Source organism: Microbacterium festucae, assembly GCF_025421715.1.
Lineage (GTDB): Bacteria > Actinomycetota > Actinomycetes > Actinomycetales > Microbacteriaceae > Microbacterium > Microbacterium festucae.
Genome location: NZ_JAOEFC010000002.1, coordinates 529,021 through 546,324, shown reverse-complemented (window position 1 = coordinate 546,324; position 17,304 = coordinate 529,021). Strand labels below are relative to the sequence as shown.

The window sequence follows — 17,304 nt, the reverse complement described above, 5'->3', positions numbered from 1 at the left end:
GTCACGCCCCGGGCAGCTGGGCGACGACGTCGATCTCGACGAGGATGTCGGCCAGCGTCGAGCCGACGGTCGTGCGCACCGGGTAGGGCGCGGTGAAGAACTCGCCGTAGGCGCGGTTGTACTCGGCGAAGTCGTCGCCGAGGTGCTCGAGGTGCGCGGTCACCTTGACGACGTCGGCCATCGTGGCCCCGCGCGCGGCCAGCACCGCCTGCACGTTGCGCAGCACCTGGCGGGTCTGCTCGTAGACGCCCCCGGGCACCACCTGGCCGGTGGCGGGATCCTGGGGGCCGAAGCCGGCGGTGAACAGCAGGCCGCCGGCGACCACGCCGTGGCTGTAGGGGCCGGCGGGGGCGGGGGCGTTCTCGATCATCACGGCGTCACGGGTCATGGGGGAGTCCTCTCGATGGTGGTCAGAAGCGGGGATCGCGGGTCGGGTCGACGGGCGCCGCCGGAGCGCGCCGGGCGGCGCCGCCGGGGCGCGCACCGGTGAGCTCCCCGCCGGCCAGCACCGGCACGCCGGCCACGAGCACGTCGTCGATGCCGACCGCCGGCGCGGTGGGGTGCGCGTAGGTCGCCGCGTCGCGCACCGACGCCGGGTCGACGAGGAGGAGGTCGGCGCGGCGCCCGGGCGCGATGATGCCGCGGTCGTGCAGCCCGAACCGGGCGGCGGGGCGGGCAGCGAGGTGCCGGGCGGCGTCCTGCCACGAGTAGGCCGCGACCTCGCGCACGTACGTGCCGAGGAAGCGGGCGAACGTGCCCCACGCGCGCGGATGCGGCGCCTCGCCGATGAAGATCCCGTCCGAGCCGCCGGTGTGGGCGGGGTGCGAGAAGAGCCGGGCGAGGTCGGCGACCGGCCGCTCGTCGCGCACCGCCATCACCGCACTCACCTCGAGGCGGTTGGCCACCAGCAGGTCGAGGGTCGCCGCGACGACGTCACCGGTGGCGCCCGGGTCGCCGCCGGCGTGCGCGGCGAGGTCGGCGAGCGTCCGCCCCGCGGCGCCCGGCGTGGCGGGGGCGTGCGCGATGCGGATCATCTCCGGCCACCGCGCACCGAGGCTCGGTTTGTGCGCGACGGTCGGAAACCAGTCGCGGCGCAGGCGCTCGCGCTCGACGGCATCCGACAGCCGCGCCACGGCCGCAGCCACCGGCAGCGCGCTGTACGCGGGCGGCAGCACCGCCATCGCCAGGATCGTGCAGCCGCGCGTGTAGGGGTACATGTCGAAGCCGACGTCGACGCCGGCGGCGAGGAGCTCGTCGATCAGCCGGATGCCGTCGGCCGCGGCCACGTGGAAGTGCGACACGTGCGTGCGCACGCCGCTGCGACGGTGGATCTCGGCCACCTCGGCCAGGCCCGCCGCCGTGTTGGTCTCGTACCCGCCGCGCATATGGGTGACGTACAGGCCGCCGACTGCCGCCACGGGGGCGCACAGCGCCGCCAGCTCGCCGGCGTCGGCGAAGATGCCGGGCACGTAGTCCAGACCGCTCGAGAGCCCCAGCGCCCCCTCGGCCAGTCCCGCCGCCACGAGCTGCTGCATCGCGGCGATCTCGGCGGGCGTGGCCGCCCCCGGGCGCATGCCCATGACCTCGTGACGCACCGTGCCGGCCGGCACGAGATAGCCGACGTCGAGGGGGAGGGCCCCGTCGTACCCCGCCAGCAGCGCGGCGACGCCGCCGCCCCGGTAGGTCGGGTGCGGGCCGTTGATCGCCGCGAAGTACTGCGACGCCCAGACGCCGTCGCCCGGGGCGTACGAGACGCCGTCCTGCCCGGCGATGGCCGTGGTCACACCCTGCCGCAGCAACGCCCGCTGCACCTCGGGGCGGAACACCGCGCCGTCGACGTGCGAGTGCGCGTCGACGAAGCCGGGGAGCACGATGCGTCCCGCCGCGTCGATGACCGTGTCGCCCGGTGCCGCGCGCACGGCGCCGACCTCGACGATGCGCCCGCGGTCGACGAGCACATCGGCGCGCCGCACGGCATCGCCGAGCCCGTCGGCCACGTCGCCGCCGTGGATCACGATCCGCGTCATGCCGACGATTCTAGAAGGAAGGTTTCCAGATATGCGAGCGACGGCGCCCGCTGGGCTCAGCGACCGAGTGCGGCGGCGGCACGCTCGAGGTCGTCGCGGTCGTTGAACACGTGGAACGCGACGCGCGCCCGCCCGCGGCGTCCCGACGCGGTGATGCCGGCGGCGGTCAGGGCGGCGAGGGCGGCGCCGTCGGGGTCGGCCCACGTCACGATGGCGCTCTCGCGCTGCGGCGCCGGCAGGCCGAGCCGCTCGCGGAACGCGCCGGCGAGGCGGGTGACGTGCGCGTGCACCTCGTCGATGTCGGCGGCGGCGAAGGCGCGCAGGGCCGGTTCCGCCCCGACGAACGCCTGCCAGGCGGGGGAGACGTCGAAGCGCCGCGCGCACCCGGCGAGATCGACCTCGCCGCCGTAGCACGACGCCCACGGGTCATCGCCGGCGTACCAGCCCGCCTGAACGGGAGTGAGCGCCCGTGCATAGTCCGCGGTCACGGTCATGAAGGCCACCCCGCGCGGGCAGCACAGCCACTTGTAGGCGTGGCACAGCAGGGCATCGAAGGCGGCGGCATCCACCGGCATCCATCCGACGGCCTGCGTGGCGTCGCACACCGTGCGCGCCCCGACGCGCCGGGCGGCGGCGACGATCGCGTCGGCGTCGGCGATCTCGCCGGTGGCCGACTGCACGAGCGAGAAGGCGACGAGCGCGATCGTGGGGTCGATGGCCGCGGCGAGGGCGTGCAGGGGCGCGGTGCGCACCCGGATGCCGCGCCCGGCGTGGGCGAACGGCAGCACCACCGACGAGAACTCGCCGTCGGGCACGAGCACGGTCGCCCCGTCGGGCAGGGCGGCGGCCAGCACGCTGAGCTGCACCGAGGTCTGCGACCCGATGGCGACGCGGTCGGGGGTGACGGCCACCAGCTGGGCGAACGCGGCGCGCGAGGCTTCGACCGCGCTGCAGTAGGCGGCGACGTCGGGGCGCCGGTCGAGCTCGGCGCGCAGGGCGCGGCGCGTGCCCTCGGTGACGAGGCCCGCCGTGCAGGCGGCGAGGTACCCGCGCGCGTCGCCGAACTCGGCACGCAGTGCCGGGGCGGGCGGAAGCGGGGTCGCGAGGCTCATGTCTCCAGCATCCGCCGGTAACACCCATGCGTCTATGGCAGGTGTTGCATGCAATGGATGCCGTGTGCTTATGTGAGCGGATGACCGACCCCGACCTCGACGTGCAGGCGCTGCGGGTGGTGCGCGCCATCGCCGACGCCGGATCGCTCACCGCCGCCGCCGCGCAGCTCGGCTACAGCCAGCCCGCCCTCAGTCAGCAGATGCGGCGCCTCGAGCAGCGGCTCGGGGTGGCGGTGGTCGAGCGCGCGGGGCGTCGGCTGCGCCTGACCGAGGCGGGCCGCATCCTCGCCCGCCACGCCCCGGCGGTCACCACCGCCCTCGACGCCGCCGCCGGCGAACTGGCGGCGCTGCGTGGCCTGCACCAGGCCACGGTGCGTCTGGTGGGCTTCCCCTCGGCCTCGCCGACGGTGGTGCCGCCGCTCGTGGCCCGCCTCGCACGCACCGCCCCGGGCATCACCCTCACCTACGTCGAGGCCGAGCCGCCCGAGGCGGTGGCCGCCGTGCGCGAGGACCGCGCCGACATCGCGCTGACCTTCAGCTATCCCGGCGATCCGCACGACCCGCACGGGGCGAGCGCCCGCGGCCTCGCCGTCGCCGACGTCGGCGCCGACGAGCTGCTGCTCGTGCTCCCCGCCGGGCATCCGCGGGCAGGCGTCGCGCCCCCGCGGCTGGCCGACTTCGCCGACGACGACTGGATCGCCGGGTGCCCGCGCTGCCGCGGGCACCTGCTCGCGGTGTGCGGGCGCGCAGGCTTCACCCCGCGCATCGCCTTCGAGACCGACAACATCGCCGCCGTCGAGAGCCTCGTCGCCCACGGCACGGGAGTGGCCACGCTGCCGCGTCTGGCCGTGGCATCCTTCCCGCCGCTGCCCGGGATCCACACCGTGCCGCTGGCGCACGGACGCACCCTGCACGCCGTGACCGCACGCGGCGCCGAACGGGTGCCCGCGGTGGCCGTCGTGCTGGCTGCGGTGCGCGAAGCGGTCGCCGCGGCCACCGTGGGCGGCGCACCCGCGGCCTAGACTGGACGGGATGTCTGCAGCGATCGATCCCCGCACCACAACCGCCTCCGGAACCGACGTCCGCGTGCGGTTCTGCCCGTCGCCGACGGGTCTGCCGCACGTCGGCATGATCCGCACGGCCCTCTACAACTGGGCCTACGCGCGGCACACCGGCGGCAAGCTCATCTTCCGCGTCGAAGACACCGACGCCGCCCGCGACAGCGAGGAGAGCTATCGGCAGCTCGTCGACGCGCTCACGTGGCTGGAGATCGACTGGGACGAGGGCGTGGAGAAGGGCGGGCCGCACGCGCCGTACCGCCAGTCGCAGCGCCGCGAGATCTACGCCGACGTGCTGCAGCAGCTCATCGCCTCGGGGGCCGTCTACGAGTCGTACTCGACCGCCGACGAGATCGACGCCCGCAACGAGGCCGCCGGCCGTGCCAAGCAGCTCGGCTACGACAACTTCGACCGCCACCTCACCGACGAGCAGAAGGCCGCCTTCCGTGCCGAGGGGCGCGAGCCCGCGTGGCGCGTGCGCGTGCCCGACCACGACCTCACCTACGTCGACCTCATCCGCGGCGAGGTGACCTTCCCGGCCGGCTCGTTCCCCGACTTCGTCGTCGTGCGCGCGGGTGGCCAGGCGCTCTACACCTTCACCAACCCGGTCGACGACGCGCTCATGGGCGTCACCCACGTCATCCGCGGCGAAGACCTCATGCCCTCCACGGCCCGTCAGCTCGCGCTCTACGCCGCGCTCAACGATGCCGGCGTGGCCGCCTTCGTGCCGCGCTTCGGGCACATGCCCCTCGTGCTGGGGGAGACGGGCACCAAGAAGCTCTCCAAGCGCGACCCGCAGGCCGACCTCTTCCTGCTGCGCGACAAGGGCTTCATCCACGAGGGCCTCCTCAACTACCTGTCACTGCTGGGCTGGTCGATCGCGGCCGACCGCGACGTGTTCTCGCGCGACGAGCTGGTGGCCGCCTTCGACATCGCCGACGTCAACCCGAACCCGGCGCGCTTCGACCAGAAGAAGGCCGAGTCGATCAACGGCGACCACGTGCGCATGCTCGCTCCCGCCGACTTCGCCGCGCGGCTGGTTCCCTACCTGGCCGCGGCGGGCCTCGTGGCCGAGCCGCCGACGGCGCAGCAGCAGCAGATCCTGGATGCGGCGGCGCCGCTCGTGCAGGAGCGCATGCAGCTGCTGGGGGAGGCCCCGGGGCTGCTGGGGTTCCTCTTCCGCGACGTCGTCGCCTACGACGACGACGCGCTGAAGGGCCTGCCGGCAAATGCCGGTGAGGTGCTGGCGGCCTCGGTCGGCGCGCTCGAGTCGGTGCCCGAGCAGGGGTTCACCGCGGCCGCGGTGCAGGAGGCACTGTCTGCCGCGCTCATCGACGGTCTCGGCCTGAAGCCCCGCGTCGCGTACGGTCCGCTGCGGGTGGGCGTCAGCGGCCGGCGCGTGTCGCCGCCGCTGTTCGAGTCGATGGAGCTGCTCGGCAAGGGCGAGTCGATCGACCGGCTGGGCGCCCTCGTACGCCACCTCGGCTGACGACGGTGCCGGCGGCCACCACGGCTCGCCGATCGGTGCGCCGGTTTGGCGAGGGCCGTTCGGTCAGGTAGACTCGATCCTCGGCGCCAGACTCCGGTTCGGCCCGATGGGGTATGGTGTAATTGGCAACACGGCGGTTTCTGGTTCCGTTGTTCTTGGTTCGAGTCCAGGTACCCCAGCAAGGAAAAACCCCCGCGAGAGCGGGGGTTTTCTTGTTTCTGCAGAGCAATGCCCCGCCCCCTTCCCCGACGGCGCTCAACGATATATCGTTGAGTATCGTTCACTTTCGAGGAGGGCATCATGGGCGCAACGTTCGGCAGTGGTTTCGGCGGCGGCTTCGGCAAGGGATTCGGCGACGGCTTCCCCAACCCCGCCGCCATGTGGGAGGCGATGGAGCAGCTGCGCACCTCCTTCGACAAGCGCGTGGGCGCGCGCATGGGGCGCGGCGACGTGCGCGCCGCGGTGCTGGCGCTGCTGGCCGAGCAGCCCATGCACGGCTACCAGATCATCAGTGAGATCTCCGAGCGCAGCCACGGCTTCTGGAAGCCCAGCGCCGGTTCGGTGTACCCGACCCTGCAGCTCCTCGCCGACGAGGGGCTCATCGCCGCCACCGAGGCCGGCGGTCGAAAGACTTACGCCCTCACCGAGGCCGGCCGGGCCGTCGCCGACGAGAGCACCGGCACCCCGCCGTGGGAGTCGACGGGCCTCAGCGACAGCGGTCGCCTCTCGGCGCTGCCCAAGGCGGGCGTCGAGCTCGCCCAGGTCATCGCGCAGGTCGGTCGCACGGGTTCTGCGGAGCAGGTCGAGGAGGCCATCGGTGTGCTCGAAGACGCACGCCGTAAGCTCTACTCGATCCTCGCCCAGGACTGAACCGCCCCGCCCCGGCACGTCGGGGTCCAGGAGATCCGATGACCGACGCCGCCGGTACGAGCGCCCGCTACCGACGCATCCTGCGTTTCGCCGCGCGCTACCTCGTCGAGGTGTGGTGGTTCGAGGTGCTGCTGCCGCGGCTCGGCCTCGGCCGGGTGTCGGAGCGCTCGCGCACCCGCCGCACCCGGCGCATCGCCGAGCGCTTCCGCGCGCTCGCCCTCGACCTCGGCGGGCTGATGATCAAGGTCGGTCAGTTCATGTCGTCCCGCCTCGACGTGCTGCCGCCCGAGATCACCGCCGAGCTCGAGGGTCTGCAGGACGAGGTGCCGCCGGTTCCGTTCGAGCTCATCCGCGCGCGCGCCGAGGCGGAACTGGGGGCACCGCTGTCGAGCGTGTTCGCCGAGTTCGATCCGGTGCCGGTCGCCGCGGCATCCCTCGGGCAGGCCCACCGTGCCCGACTGGCCGCGCAGGACGCCGCCGACACCGGGCTGGATGCCGTCGTCGTCAAGGTGCAGCGCCCCGGCATCGAGCGCATCGTCGAGGTCGACCTCGCCGCCCTCGACAAGGTCGCCGACTGGGTGTCGCGGATGGGGGCCATCCGCAAGCGCGTCGACCTGCACGCGCTGCTGGCCGAGTTCGCCGCGACCAGCCGCGAAGAGATCGACTACCTGCACGAAGCCCAGAACGCCGAGCGGTTCGCCGCCGACTTCGCCGACGACAGGCGGGTGGCCGTGCCCGCCGTCGTCTGGGAGCGCTCGACGCGCCGCGTGCTGACCCTGGAAGACGTCACCGCGATCAAGATCACCGACGTCGACGCGCTGCGGGCGGCGGGCATCGCTCCCGACGAGGTCGCGCAGGGCTTCGCCGCCGTCATGTTCGACCAGCTGTTCGAGCACGGCTTCTTCCACGGCGACCCGCATCCGGGCAACGTCTTCGTCACGCCGCTCGCGGGCGGGCAGTGGCGACTCACCTTCGTCGACTTCGGCATGATGGGCGAGGTCTCCGACACCCTGCGACGGGGGCTGCGCAAGGTGCTGCTGGCGGTCGCCTCGCGCGACGGTGCCGGGCTGGTGACGGCCATGCGCGACGTCGGCGTGCTGCTGCCCTCGGCCGACACCGTCGAGCTCGAGCGCGCCATGACCGCGCTGTTCGCCCGTTTCGGAGGCATGGGCTTCGCGCAGCTGCGCGACGTCGACCCGCGCGAGTTCCGCGACTTCGCGGGCGACTTCGGCGAGGTCGTGCGCACGATGCCCTTCCAGCTCCCCGAGAGCTTCCTGCTGGTCGTGCGCGCCATGTCGCTGACCTCGGGCGTGTGCAGCAGCCTCGACCCGTCGTTCAACGTGTGGGATGCCGTCGAACCGTACGCGGCGAAGGTGCTGCGCGAAGAGGGCGGCAACATGGCCGCCGACCTCGCCCGTCAGGCGATGGAGACCATGGCCGTCGCCGCGCGACTGCCCCAGCGCGTCGACCGGCTGATCACCCGCTTCGAAGAGGGACGCGTCTCGGTCGATCTCGGCCGTCTGGAGCGCAAGATCGACGCGCTCGAGCGGCTGGCGCACCGCGTGCTCGGCGGCGTGCTGTTCGCCGGCGTGCTGCTGGGCGGCGTGCTGCTGCAGCTGAGCCTTCCCACCCTGGGCGGCGTGCTGATGGGGCTGTCGGTGCTGCCGCTGGGCTACGCCCTGTGGGGCGGGCGTCGCACCCGCCCGTAGCCGCTCAGTCGCCCATCGCGTCGCCGATGTAGGAGTACTTGACGAACACCTCGCTGGCCCAGCCGGCCTCGTCGAGCACGCCCTGCACGGCGCTGAGCATGTACTTGGAGTCCCACCCGAGGTAGAGGAACTGACCCTCCGCGATCTCGTCCCAGTGCCCGTTCCACGCCTTGGCCGGGTAGACCGGCCCGCCGCGGCGCGCGCTGAAGTCGATGACGCTCTCCCGAGAGTCGGCCCACAGGCGCTGGAAGACGCGGTGGAAGAGGTACTTCACGTCGGAGACCTCCCAGTGCTCGCCGCGGAACTCGACGTAGTCGAACTCGCGCTGCCAGCCCCGGGGCCAGCCGCGACGCTTCTTCGCGTCGAGCACCGGTGTGAGGTTGTCGTCGTCGATGCCCACGACCGCCGGGCGGCGCCACACCTCGACGAAGCGGCGGGTGAGCTCTTCGGTGCGCGCGGCGATCGCCGCGGTGCCCCACGCCTCGACCGAGCCGAGCGCCGCGGTCGGGCCGGCGGCCGAGGCCGCATAGAGCGCCCGCTTGTCGGGGAACGACGCGTCGAAGGCGCGATCGGCGAGATCGTGCTCGAGCAGGGCGAGGTTGCCGAGGGTGTGGGTGAGCGCGCGGTGCGCGTTCTGCTCGTCGTCGGTGTACTCGGCCCACCGCCGGACGCCGTCGCCGGTCCACTCATCCGACGGGGAGAGGGGGACGATGTGCTCGACGTCGAATCCGGCAGGCGAGCCGAGCCCGGCCAGCCGCGTGAGCACATAGGCCGGGTGGGGCAGCTCGCTGTACTTCAGGCCGATGCGGGTGCGCTCGTCGGACGGGGTGATGCGGGCGATCGCGTGCACGAGGGCCTCGGCGCCGTCGTCGGCCGCCCGGCACAGGCGCGCCACGAGCCGGTCGACGGGCAGGCCCACGATCGCGCGGCGCAGCAGCAGCGACTGCAGCTGCTCGAGGTGCTCGATCAGCGCGGCGCGGCCGAGCAGCGCGTGCAGGTGATCGGCGTAGAGGCGCATCACCAGCGGATACGTGCCGCGGCCGAACGTGCCCAGGAACGCGAACTGCTCGCCGATGCCGGCATCGGGCGCATCGGACGGCTCCAGCAGCAGGCGGTAGATGTCGGCGTACTCGCGCCACTGCACCGCGTGCGCGCGCAGCGCCTCGATGCCCAGCCGCGGGAACTCGTGGCGGAACGTGTCGTACACGCCGCGCTCCCCGGCCACGGTCACCTCGCGGCCGGTGCGCATCACCAGGTAGTGCCGCCAGAACGAGCCGATCTGCTCACCGGTGGCCGCCTCGATGGGCAGCCAGTAGTCGCGTTCGATCTCGGTCTGCTCGGCGTGCGAGAGGCCCATGAGCACGTAGTTGTGGATGAGCTCGTGATCGCGCAGCGGCTCGCCGGTGGAGTTGAGGCTCTCGAAGATCTGCTGCGCGTTGGCCTCGCCGCCGAGCGTGATCGAAACGTGCTCGAGCTTCTGCAGCCCTCGCCAGATGTGCGCCGCCTCGTCGGGGCGGATCTGGCTGCGGAAGAATGCGTAGTTGTCGTCGAAGCGCGACTCGCGCTGCGCATCGGCGGGGGAGCGGCGGTCGAGCACGACGCTCTCGAACACCTCGGCCCACGCGCGGTGGGGACGCAGCTTCGTGCGGGCGGGGTCGCCGTGGCGCACCAGCACGCGCTCCAGCTCGGCGGCCAGGGCGGGGTCGTCGCTGCGCAGCGTGTGGTGCAGGGCCGCGATCAGCAGCATGAGGGTCGTCAGGCGCTGCTGCCCGTCGATGAGCACGAGATGCGGGTCGTCGCCCACCGGCGCGGCCGTGGAGAGGATCGAGCCGAGGAAGTGGGTCTGCCCGTCGTCGGTGTCGGCGACGGCGCGGATGTCGCCGAGCAGCTGCTCGCAGGCGCCGATGTCCCACCGGTACTGCCGCTGATACACCGGGACGACGATGGTGGTCTCGGATGCCGAGAGCCACCCGATCGTGTTGACCGCGGTCGCCGCCACGTTGCGCGCCGCCACGGCATCCGGGCTGTTCGTCGTCTCAGTGCTCATGTGTGTTCTTCGTTCCTCGCAAACCCCGACGAGTCTATTCGGCCCTCGAGACGGCCTCTGTAGGCTTGCCTAAGTCGGACCTGTAAAAACTTCGCTGGTCCGCGGAAAGGGCATGATTCGTCATGGGATACATCAAGAGCGCAGCTCTCGAGGAGACCGGCTACGTCGTCCTCGATTCGTACGGCAAGCACATCGACCCCAAGGAATGGCTCGACATCGAGTACGTCGACTGGAAGTCCTCGGGCGACACGCGCTTCGCGCCGCTGGCCTCGGCCAAGGGCGAGATCGAGTGCAACGGCTTCTGGAACCACAAGCCGCCGCGCACCGATAAGGACGGCATCTGGATCGATGCGCAGACCGCCATCGCGCCGACCCTCACCGAGCGCGCCAAGGAGCCCGGCGCCAACGTGGGGCGCTGCCGCATCATCGAGCTGCAGCCCAACACCTACGCGGACTGCCTCTACAACCTGCACCAGGACGACAACAACCGGCTGAACCCCGACGGCACCGGCTGGGTCGTGCGCAGCTTCTTCAACCTCACCGACGACAAGGACAGCTTCTTCGTGCTGCGGGAGAACCGCACCGACCCCAGCGAAGAGACGCGCATCGCCCTGCCGGCCGGCGCCCAGCTGATCATCGACACGCAGCGCCTCTGGCACGCCGCCACCCACTACGGCGACGAGCCGCGCTACTGCCTCATCACGTCGTGGACCAGTGGCCCCGAGCTCGACGCCTACATCGAGAAGTACAACGGCGTGAACCGCGTCGAGTCGGTCGCCGTCGACCAGGAGGTGCTCGACCAGGGACAGGCCGAGCAGGCCCGCCGTCTGGCCGCCCGCGCCGCCGCCCTGGCCGCCCGCGGCCAGAAGGACGTGGCGGTGATGAGCGAGGCCTGAGCCCGCGCATCCGCACGACAGACGTCGCCCCGACCGCATCCGGTCGGGGCGACGTCTGTCGGGGGAGGCTCAGGCGATACCGGCGGCGCCCACGCGGTCGACGGTGCGGCTGCGGTGGTTGACGCGGTGCCCCACCCACAGGCCGGCGGCGATGAGCGCGGCCAGTGCCGCCCCCAGCAGCCACGGCACCAGCGAGGGCGTCAGTGCCTGCGTGCCCGACGCCAGCTGCCCGGTGCCACCGGCGATGGCGGTGTTGCCGTCGCTGAGTTCGGTGGACCCGGCTGCGAGGGTGGCGGCGCCCTCGTCGAGGCTCACGGTGCCCTCCGCGAGGGTGGCGGCCCCCGCCGAGAGCTCGCCGAGGCCGTCGGAGAGCGAGCTCGCCCCGGCCGCCAGCGTGCTGGTGCCGTCGGCGAGCGAGGTGGCCCCGGTGGAGAGCGTGTCGGCACCGGTCGCGAGGTTGCGCGCGCCGCCGTCGAGGGCGAGCGCCCCCGTGGCGAGGGTCTGCGTGCCGCTGGCCAGGGACTGCGCTCCGGTGGCGAGGTCCCCGGTGCCGCCCTGCAGGCGCGCCGCGCCGTCGCGCAGGGCGACCAGGCCCGCCGACAGGTCGCGCGCGCCGGCGGCCAGTGCCGGGGCGCCCTTGTCCTTGTCGACGAGCGCGACCGTTCCCGGCCACTGCCGGGCGGCGTCGCCGTTGATGATGTTCGAGACGCCGCCGGCCACCTGGGCGGCGCCGCCGGCCGCCTGCTGCAGCCCCGCCGACAGCTGCGGCGCGGCCTTGGCCGGGCCCGCGATGGCCGCGGTCTGTCCCTTCACGAGGGCGGCCAGCTGGGCCAGCTCCGTCGCCGCGGGGTCGTTGGCCGGGTCGGCGTCGGTGAGCAGACCGATCTTGTCGGCGAGAGCGGCGGCGTTCGCGGTGACCGCGTCGGCGGCTCCGGTGATCGCGGCGCCGTTCGCGCCGAGGGCGACGACGTCGGCCGTGACCTTCGAGGCCAGCAGTCCCGCGAACCCCTGGCTGCTGCTGAGCACGCCCCGCGCATAGGCGTCGGCGCCGCCCACGCCCTGCGCGAGCAGCCCGGCCTTGTCGGCGAGGGTCGCCCCGCCGGCGGCAGCCGTGGCGGTTCCGGCGGCGAGGGTCTGCGCACCCGCGGCGGCCGACTGCGCACCGGCGGCGAGGCGCGAGGCGCCCGAGGCCGCTGAGGCGGCGCCGTCGCGCACCTTGCCGGCGCCGGTGGCCGCCGAGTTCGCGCCGGCGGCGAGGCTGGCAGCGCCCGCCGACAGCCGCGCGGCCCCCTCGGAGGCCGACGTCGATCCCGCCGATACGCGTGCCGCGCCGTCGGCGGCGCTGGTGGCCCCGGCATCCAGCCGCGCGGCGCCGTCGGCCAGATCGCCCGCGCCAGCCGACAGCTGCACGGCGCCCGCCGACAGGTCGCCCGCGCCGGCGGCGGCGCGCGTGGCGCCGTCGTCGAGTTCGGCGGCGCCGGCGCTCAGCTTGGCGGCGGTCAGCAGGTAGAGGCCCGTCATGGCCGCCAGCAGGATGGCGAGGACGATGACGGTGACCCGCATCCCCCAGCCATGGGTGTGTACGTCGGTTCTCATCGGTGAAAACTCCGTGCTCGAGCACGCGCATCGTCGCGCGTGCGGGTGGGGTGCTCCGGGGGGAGCGCGACCGCGGTCGGGATGCCGGGTGGTCGAAGTGGCTCGACGGTAACAACCGGCACGGGCGGTGACGAGGACCGCCGCCAAGTTCTGGCACCTGGAACCAGATACCGCGGGGCGTGATACCCGGTGTCTTGTGCGAGTGCTACAAGGCCCGCCCGCATGCGATGTTGATCTTCGGATGCTTTGCAGATCTGTGTTTCTGTTGTACTGTGTGGGTGTTGTCGAGGAGGATCACATGTACGCAACGGAGCGCCACGAGCACATCGCTCAGCTCATCACCACCGACGGACGCGTGTCGGTGGTCGATCTGGCCCGCCGCTTCGAGGTCACCACCGAGACCGTGCGCCGCGACCTCGACCAGCTCGAGCGCGCCGGCCTGGTGCGCCGGGTGCACGGCGGGGCCGTCTCGCGCACGCGGGTGAGCACCGCCGAGTCGTCCCTGGCCGAGCGCTCCCTCGTGCGCAGCGAGGCCAAGGACGCCATCGCCCGCTCGGCGGTCGATCTGCTGCCCGCCGAGCTGCGCGGCTCGGTCTACCTCGACGCCGGCACCACCACCGCGGCCCTGGCCACCTACCTCGCCGCGGCGACCGTGTCCACCGCGCCGCTCGAAGTCGTCACCCACTCCATGACCGTCGCGCATCTGCTGGCCGGGGCGCCGGGCCTGCAGGTCACCGCGATCGGCGGACGGGTGCGCGGCCTCACCGCCGCCGCCGTCGGCGCCGGGGCGGTGGCCGCCGTCGGGCGCCTGCGCCCCGACATCGCCTTCCTCGGCACCAACGGTCTCTCGGCGGGGTTCGGACTCAGCACGCCCGACCCCGACGAGGCGGCGGTCAAAGAGGCCATCGTGCGCGGCGCCGGCCGGGTGGTCGTGCTCGCCGACAGCGAGAAGTTCGACGCCGAGCTGCTGGTCTCCTTCGCGCAGCTGTCCGACATCGACGTGCTCGTCACCGACGCCGCCCCCACCGGTCCGCTCGCCGACGCCCTCGCGGCGGCCGACGTCGAGGTGGTGCTCGCATGATCGTCACCCTCACCGCCAACCCCGCTCTCGACCGCACGATCGCGCTGGCCGCGCCGCTGCGGCCCGGCGAGGTGCAGGCGGCGCTGTCGTCTCGCGAGGATGCCGGCGGCAAGGGCCTCAACGTCGCCCGTGTCGTCGCCGCAGCCGGCGGCAGCACGCTGGCCGTTCTGCCGCTCGACCCGGCCGACCCCTTCGGCGCCACCGTGCACCAGACCGGGCTGCCGGTGCGCGCGGTGCCCGTCGCGGGAGCAGCGCGGGCCAACCTCACCGTCACCGATCCGGGCGGCACCACCACCAAGCTGAACCTCGGCGGCGCCGTGCGCAGCGACGCCGACGGCGACGCGCTCCGCCAGGCCGTGGTCACCGCGTGCGCCGGGGCCGACTGGCTCGTGCTGGCCGGCTCCCTGCCGCCGGGCCTGCCCGACGACTACTACGTGTCGGTCATCCGCGCCGTCCGCGCCCACTGGGGCGCCGCCGCCCCGAAGATCGCCGTCGACACCTCCGGCCCCGCCCTCGATGCGGTCGTCGCTGCCGGCGCCCCCGACCTCATCAAGCCCAACGACGAAGAACTCGCCGCGCTCACCGGGGAACCCATCGACCTCTCGCGCGACGGCATCGACGCCGTGCGCCGTGCCGCCGCGAACCTGGTCGCCGACCGCATCGGGTCTGCACTGGTCACCCTCGGCGCGGCGGGCGCGGTGCTCGTCGACCGCGATGGCGCCTGGCACGGCACCCCGCCGCCCATCCGCGTGCGCAGCACCGTCGGCGCCGGAGACAGCTCGCTGGCCGGCTTCCTGCTGGCCCGCACCGCCGGCGCCGCACCCGAGGAGTGCGTGCGCCTCGGCATCCGCTACGGATCGGCCGCGGCGGCCCTTCCCGGCACCCAACCGCCCACCCCGGCCGATCTGCCCACCGGCGACGTGCCGGTCACCCGCCTCACCGCCTGAACCACTCGACCACTGGAGGTCATCGTGTCCGACATCATCACCCCACACCTCGTCAGCCTCGACGAGCCGCTGGGCACCGACAAGCGCGCGGTCATCGACGCCCTCGCCGCCCGCGTGGCCGCCGCCGGCCGTGCCACCGACGCGGGGGCCCTCGCCGCCGACGCCTGGAAGCGCGAGCAGACCGACGAGACCGGGCTGCCCGGTGGCATCGCCATCCCGCACGCCAAGAGTCCCGCCGTGCGCGAGGCGACGCTCGCCTTCGCCCGCCTGCGCCCCGGCGTCGACTTCGGTGCCGACGACGGCCCGGCAGACCTCGTCTTCCTCATCGCCGCCCCCGACACCGCCGCCGAAGAGCACCTCGCCGTGCTGTCGCGCCTGGCGCGCGCCTTCATGCGCGACGAGTTCACCGCGGGCCTGCGCGCCGCCGGCACGGCGCAGGACGTCGTCGACCTGGTGCTGCAGGCCGTCAGCGACACCCCCGCCACGGCGGCGGCCCCGGCGGCCGCGCCCGCCGCGGGCGGCACCGACCTGCTCGTCGACGGGCGGCCCGCCCGCATCGTCGCCGTCACCGCGTGCGCCACCGGCATCGCCCACACCTTCATGGCCGCCGACGCCCTGACCGCCGCCGGGCAGAAGGCCGGGGTCGACCTCATCGTCGAGCCGCAGGGCTCGTCGGGCTACAAGGCCCTGCCGCAGCAGACCATCGACGACGCCGACGCGGTGATCTTCGCCGTCGACGTCGACGTCCGCGACCCGCAGCGCTTCGCCGGCAAGCCGGTCGTGCGCGCCGCCGTCAAGCGCGGCATCGAGCAGCCGGCCGCCCTCATCGACGAGGCTGTCGCCGCCGTCGGCAACCCGCTCGCCCCGCGCGTGAGCGGTTCGGCCGCCGCCGCCGACGTCGCCGCCGGGGGAGCACCCTCGTCGCTGGGCGGCTCGGTCAAGAGAGCCTTGCTCACCGGCGTCAGCTACATGATCCCGTTCGTCGCCGGCGGTGGTCTGCTCATCGCCCTCGGGTTCCTCCTGGGCGGCTACGAGATCGCCTTCGACGCCGACGCGGTGCTGGGAAGCACCACCATCTGGAACCTCGGCGATGTGCCGCTGAACATCTACCTCGGCGCCGTGCTCTTCAAGATCGGTGCCCTGTCGTTCGGCTTCCTCGTGCCGGCGCTGGCCGGCTACATCGCCTACGGCCTGGCCGACCGCCCCGGCATCGCCCCCGGATTCGTCGCCGGTGCGGTGGCGTCGTTCATGGGCGCCGGGTTCCTCGGCGGCATCGTCGGCGGTCTGCTGGCGGGTCTGGCCGCCTGGTGGCTCAACAGCCTCGATGTGCCCCGCTGGCTGCGCGGCCTCATGCCGGTCGTGATCATCCCGCTGCTGGCGTCCATCTTCGCATCGGGCCTGCTGCTGCTGGTGCTCGGCGGTCCGATCGCCTGGCTCACCCAGGTGCTCAACGACTGGCTGGGCAGCCTCACCGGCGTCGGCGTCGTGCTGCTGGGCGTCGTGCTGGGTCTCATGATGTGCTTCGACCTCGGCGGCCCGGTCAACAAGGTGGCCTACGGCTTCGCCACCGCCAACCTCGCCGCCGGCATCGCCGGCGACACCCGCTACCTCGAGATCATGGCCGCCGTCATGGCCGCGGGCATGGTGCCGCCGCTGGCGATGGCGCTGGCCTCGACGGTGCTCGGGCGCACGCTGTTCACCGAGCCCGAACGCGAGAACGGCAAGGCGGCGTGGCTGCTGGGTGCGGCCTTCATCACCGAGGGCGCGATCCCGTTCGCCGCCGCCGACGTGCTGCGGGTGATCCCGGCGATGATGCTCGGCGGCGCCGTCACCGGTGGCCTCTCGATGCTCTTCGGCGTCACGAGCAAGGCCCCTCACGGCGGTGCGTTCGTCTTCTTCGCGATCGACAACTTCTGGCTCTGGGTGGTGGCCATCGCCGCCGGCACCGTGGTCAGCGCGTTCTCGGTGGTGCTCCTCAAGCGCTTCGCCCACCGCCGCGGGGTCACCGAGGCCGAATTGGCACAGCCCGTGGGAGTTTCCCCGTCGGTCGCGACCGCCTAGGCTCGAAGGACGACCTGAGGCACGATCCTCGAGCTCACACTTAGGAGAAACACCATGGCAGAACGCCAGGCCACCGTCGCCAGCCAGTCGGGCCTGCACGCCCGCCCCGCCAAGCTGTTCGTGCAGGCGGTGCAGCAGACGGGTGTCCCCGTCACGATCGCCGTCGACGGCGGACCCGACCTCAACGCGGGCAGCATCCTCACCCTCATGGGCCTGGGCGCCACGCAGGGCACGGTCGTCACGCTGAAGGCCGAGGGCGACGGTGCCGAGCAGGCGCTGGACACCCTCGTGGCGTTCCTCGAGACCGACCACGACGCCGAGGCCTGAGCCTCCGCACACACGCACATCGGGCGGATGCCCGGAGCCTCACGCTCCGGCATCCGCCCGATGTGCTGTCCCGGGCCGGCGGCC

General features: G+C 73.3%; 14 protein-coding genes and 1 tRNA gene. 10 read left to right on the top strand and 5 right to left on the bottom strand.

What is annotated here, in order from left to right:
* Position 1: 1 nt before the first annotated feature.
* From N3K63_RS08730 to N3K63_RS08720, 3 genes are read right to left on the bottom strand one after another with little or no spacing between them, the layout of a single operon-like run.
* Complete coding sequence (locus N3K63_RS08730; protein ID WP_261579762.1) at positions 2-388, bottom strand: RidA family protein; 387 nt, start codon at positions 386-388, stop codon at positions 2-4.
* A 22-nt stretch (positions 389-410) separates the two neighbouring features.
* Entirely contained in the window at positions 411-2,027 is a 1,617-nt protein-coding gene (locus tag N3K63_RS08725) for an N-acyl-D-amino-acid deacylase family protein (protein ID WP_261579761.1), read from the bottom strand.
* A gap of 56 nt (positions 2,028-2,083) precedes the next feature.
* Positions 2,084-3,139 carry an aminotransferase class V-fold PLP-dependent enzyme gene (locus N3K63_RS08720; RefSeq protein ID WP_261579760.1) on the bottom strand — a complete coding sequence of 352 codons (1,056 nt, stop codon included), beginning with the start codon at positions 3,137-3,139 and terminating at the stop codon, positions 2,084-2,086.
* A gap of 80 nt (positions 3,140-3,219) precedes the next feature.
* Here N3K63_RS08720 and N3K63_RS08715 point away from each other — a divergent pair, with 80 nt between their 5' ends.
* The 5 genes from N3K63_RS08715 to N3K63_RS08695 all read left to right on the top strand — a co-directional run bounded on the left by N3K63_RS08715 (position 3,220) and on the right by N3K63_RS08695 (position 8,265).
* Positions 3,220-4,161 (top strand): LysR family transcriptional regulator, encoded by a 942-nt coding sequence (locus N3K63_RS08715; RefSeq protein WP_261579759.1) that lies wholly within the window; start codon positions 3,220-3,222, stop codon positions 4,159-4,161.
* A gap of 10 nt (positions 4,162-4,171) precedes the next feature.
* Positions 4,172-5,686: a glutamate--tRNA ligase gene (gltX, locus tag N3K63_RS08710; RefSeq protein WP_261579758.1), complete on the top strand. Its 1,515-nt coding sequence runs from the start codon at positions 4,172-4,174 to the stop codon at positions 5,684-5,686.
* Between the two features lie 107 nt (positions 5,687-5,793).
* Positions 5,794-5,865, top strand: a tRNA-Gln gene (locus N3K63_RS08705).
* Positions 5,866-5,986: 121 nt separating this feature from the next.
* Positions 5,987-6,556 (top strand): PadR family transcriptional regulator, encoded by a 570-nt coding sequence (locus N3K63_RS08700; RefSeq protein WP_261579757.1) that lies wholly within the window; start codon positions 5,987-5,989, stop codon positions 6,554-6,556.
* 38 nt (positions 6,557-6,594) lie between these two features.
* Positions 6,595-8,265: an ABC1 kinase family protein gene (locus N3K63_RS08695; protein WP_261579756.1), complete on the top strand. Its 1,671-nt coding sequence runs from the start codon at positions 6,595-6,597 to the stop codon at positions 8,263-8,265.
* A gap of 4 nt (positions 8,266-8,269) precedes the next feature.
* Here N3K63_RS08695 and N3K63_RS08690 read toward each other — a convergent pair whose 3' ends face one another.
* Entirely contained in the window at positions 8,270-10,312 is a 2,043-nt protein-coding gene (locus N3K63_RS08690) for a DUF262 domain-containing protein (RefSeq protein WP_261579755.1), read from the bottom strand.
* Between the two features lie 122 nt (positions 10,313-10,434).
* Here N3K63_RS08690 and N3K63_RS08685 point away from each other — a divergent pair, with 122 nt between their 5' ends.
* The gene (locus N3K63_RS08685; protein WP_261579754.1) at positions 10,435-11,208 is read left to right on the top strand and encodes a hypothetical protein; all 774 of its coding nucleotides are present in this window, start codon (positions 10,435-10,437) and stop codon (positions 11,206-11,208) included.
* Positions 11,209-11,277: 69 nt separating this feature from the next.
* On the opposite strand, the gene N3K63_RS08680 is transcribed toward N3K63_RS08685, so the two are convergent.
* Positions 11,278-12,804, bottom strand: a complete 1,527-nt coding sequence (locus N3K63_RS08680; protein ID WP_261579753.1) for a hypothetical protein — start codon at positions 12,802-12,804, stop codon at positions 11,278-11,280.
* 298 nt (positions 12,805-13,102) lie between these two features.
* Between N3K63_RS08680 and N3K63_RS08675 the strand changes: the two genes are divergently transcribed.
* From N3K63_RS08675 to N3K63_RS08660, 4 genes are read left to right on the top strand one after another with little or no spacing between them, the layout of a single operon-like run.
* Positions 13,103-13,885 (top strand): DeoR/GlpR family DNA-binding transcription regulator, encoded by a 783-nt coding sequence (locus N3K63_RS08675; RefSeq protein ID WP_261579752.1) that lies wholly within the window; start codon positions 13,103-13,105, stop codon positions 13,883-13,885.
* Positions 13,882-14,832 carry a 1-phosphofructokinase family hexose kinase gene (locus N3K63_RS08670; RefSeq protein WP_261579751.1) on the top strand — a complete coding sequence of 317 codons (951 nt, stop codon included), beginning with the start codon at positions 13,882-13,884 and terminating at the stop codon, positions 14,830-14,832. The genes N3K63_RS08675 and N3K63_RS08670 overlap by 4 nt, the downstream gene beginning before the upstream one ends.
* A 24-nt stretch (positions 14,833-14,856) precedes the next feature.
* A complete protein-coding gene (locus N3K63_RS08665) occupies positions 14,857-16,893 on the top strand; it encodes a PTS fructose transporter subunit IIABC (protein ID WP_261579750.1) in 2,037 nt (678 codons plus the stop codon).
* Positions 16,894-16,947: 54 nt separating this feature from the next.
* Positions 16,948-17,220, top strand: a complete 273-nt coding sequence (locus tag N3K63_RS08660; protein ID WP_261579749.1) for an HPr family phosphocarrier protein — start codon at positions 16,948-16,950, stop codon at positions 17,218-17,220.
* Positions 17,221-17,304 lie beyond the last annotated feature (84 nt).

Coding starts and splice junctions, on each gene's coding strand:
- N3K63_RS08730 (WP_261579762.1), bottom strand. CDS start 388: ATGACCCGTGACGCCGTGATGATCGAGAACGCCCCCGCCCCCGCCGGC.
- N3K63_RS08725 (WP_261579761.1), bottom strand. CDS start 2,027: ATGACGCGGATCGTGATCCACGGCGGCGACGTGGCCGACGGGCTCGGC.
- N3K63_RS08720 (WP_261579760.1), bottom strand. CDS start 3,139: ATGAGCCTCGCGACCCCGCTTCCGCCCGCCCCGGCACTGCGTGCCGAG.
- N3K63_RS08715 (WP_261579759.1), top strand. CDS start 3,220: ATGACCGACCCCGACCTCGACGTGCAGGCGCTGCGGGTGGTGCGCGCC.
- gltX (WP_261579758.1), top strand. CDS start 4,172: ATGTCTGCAGCGATCGATCCCCGCACCACAACCGCCTCCGGAACCGAC.
- N3K63_RS08700 (WP_261579757.1), top strand. CDS start 5,987: ATGGGCGCAACGTTCGGCAGTGGTTTCGGCGGCGGCTTCGGCAAGGGA.
- N3K63_RS08695 (WP_261579756.1), top strand. CDS start 6,595: ATGACCGACGCCGCCGGTACGAGCGCCCGCTACCGACGCATCCTGCGT.
- N3K63_RS08690 (WP_261579755.1), bottom strand. CDS start 10,312: ATGAGCACTGAGACGACGAACAGCCCGGATGCCGTGGCGGCGCGCAAC.
- N3K63_RS08685 (WP_261579754.1), top strand. CDS start 10,435: ATGGGATACATCAAGAGCGCAGCTCTCGAGGAGACCGGCTACGTCGTC.
- N3K63_RS08680 (WP_261579753.1), bottom strand. CDS start 12,804: ATGAGAACCGACGTACACACCCATGGCTGGGGGATGCGGGTCACCGTC.
- N3K63_RS08675 (WP_261579752.1), top strand. CDS start 13,103: ATGTACGCAACGGAGCGCCACGAGCACATCGCTCAGCTCATCACCACC.
- N3K63_RS08670 (WP_261579751.1), top strand. CDS start 13,882: ATGATCGTCACCCTCACCGCCAACCCCGCTCTCGACCGCACGATCGCG.
- N3K63_RS08660 (WP_261579749.1), top strand. CDS start 16,948: ATGGCAGAACGCCAGGCCACCGTCGCCAGCCAGTCGGGCCTGCACGCC.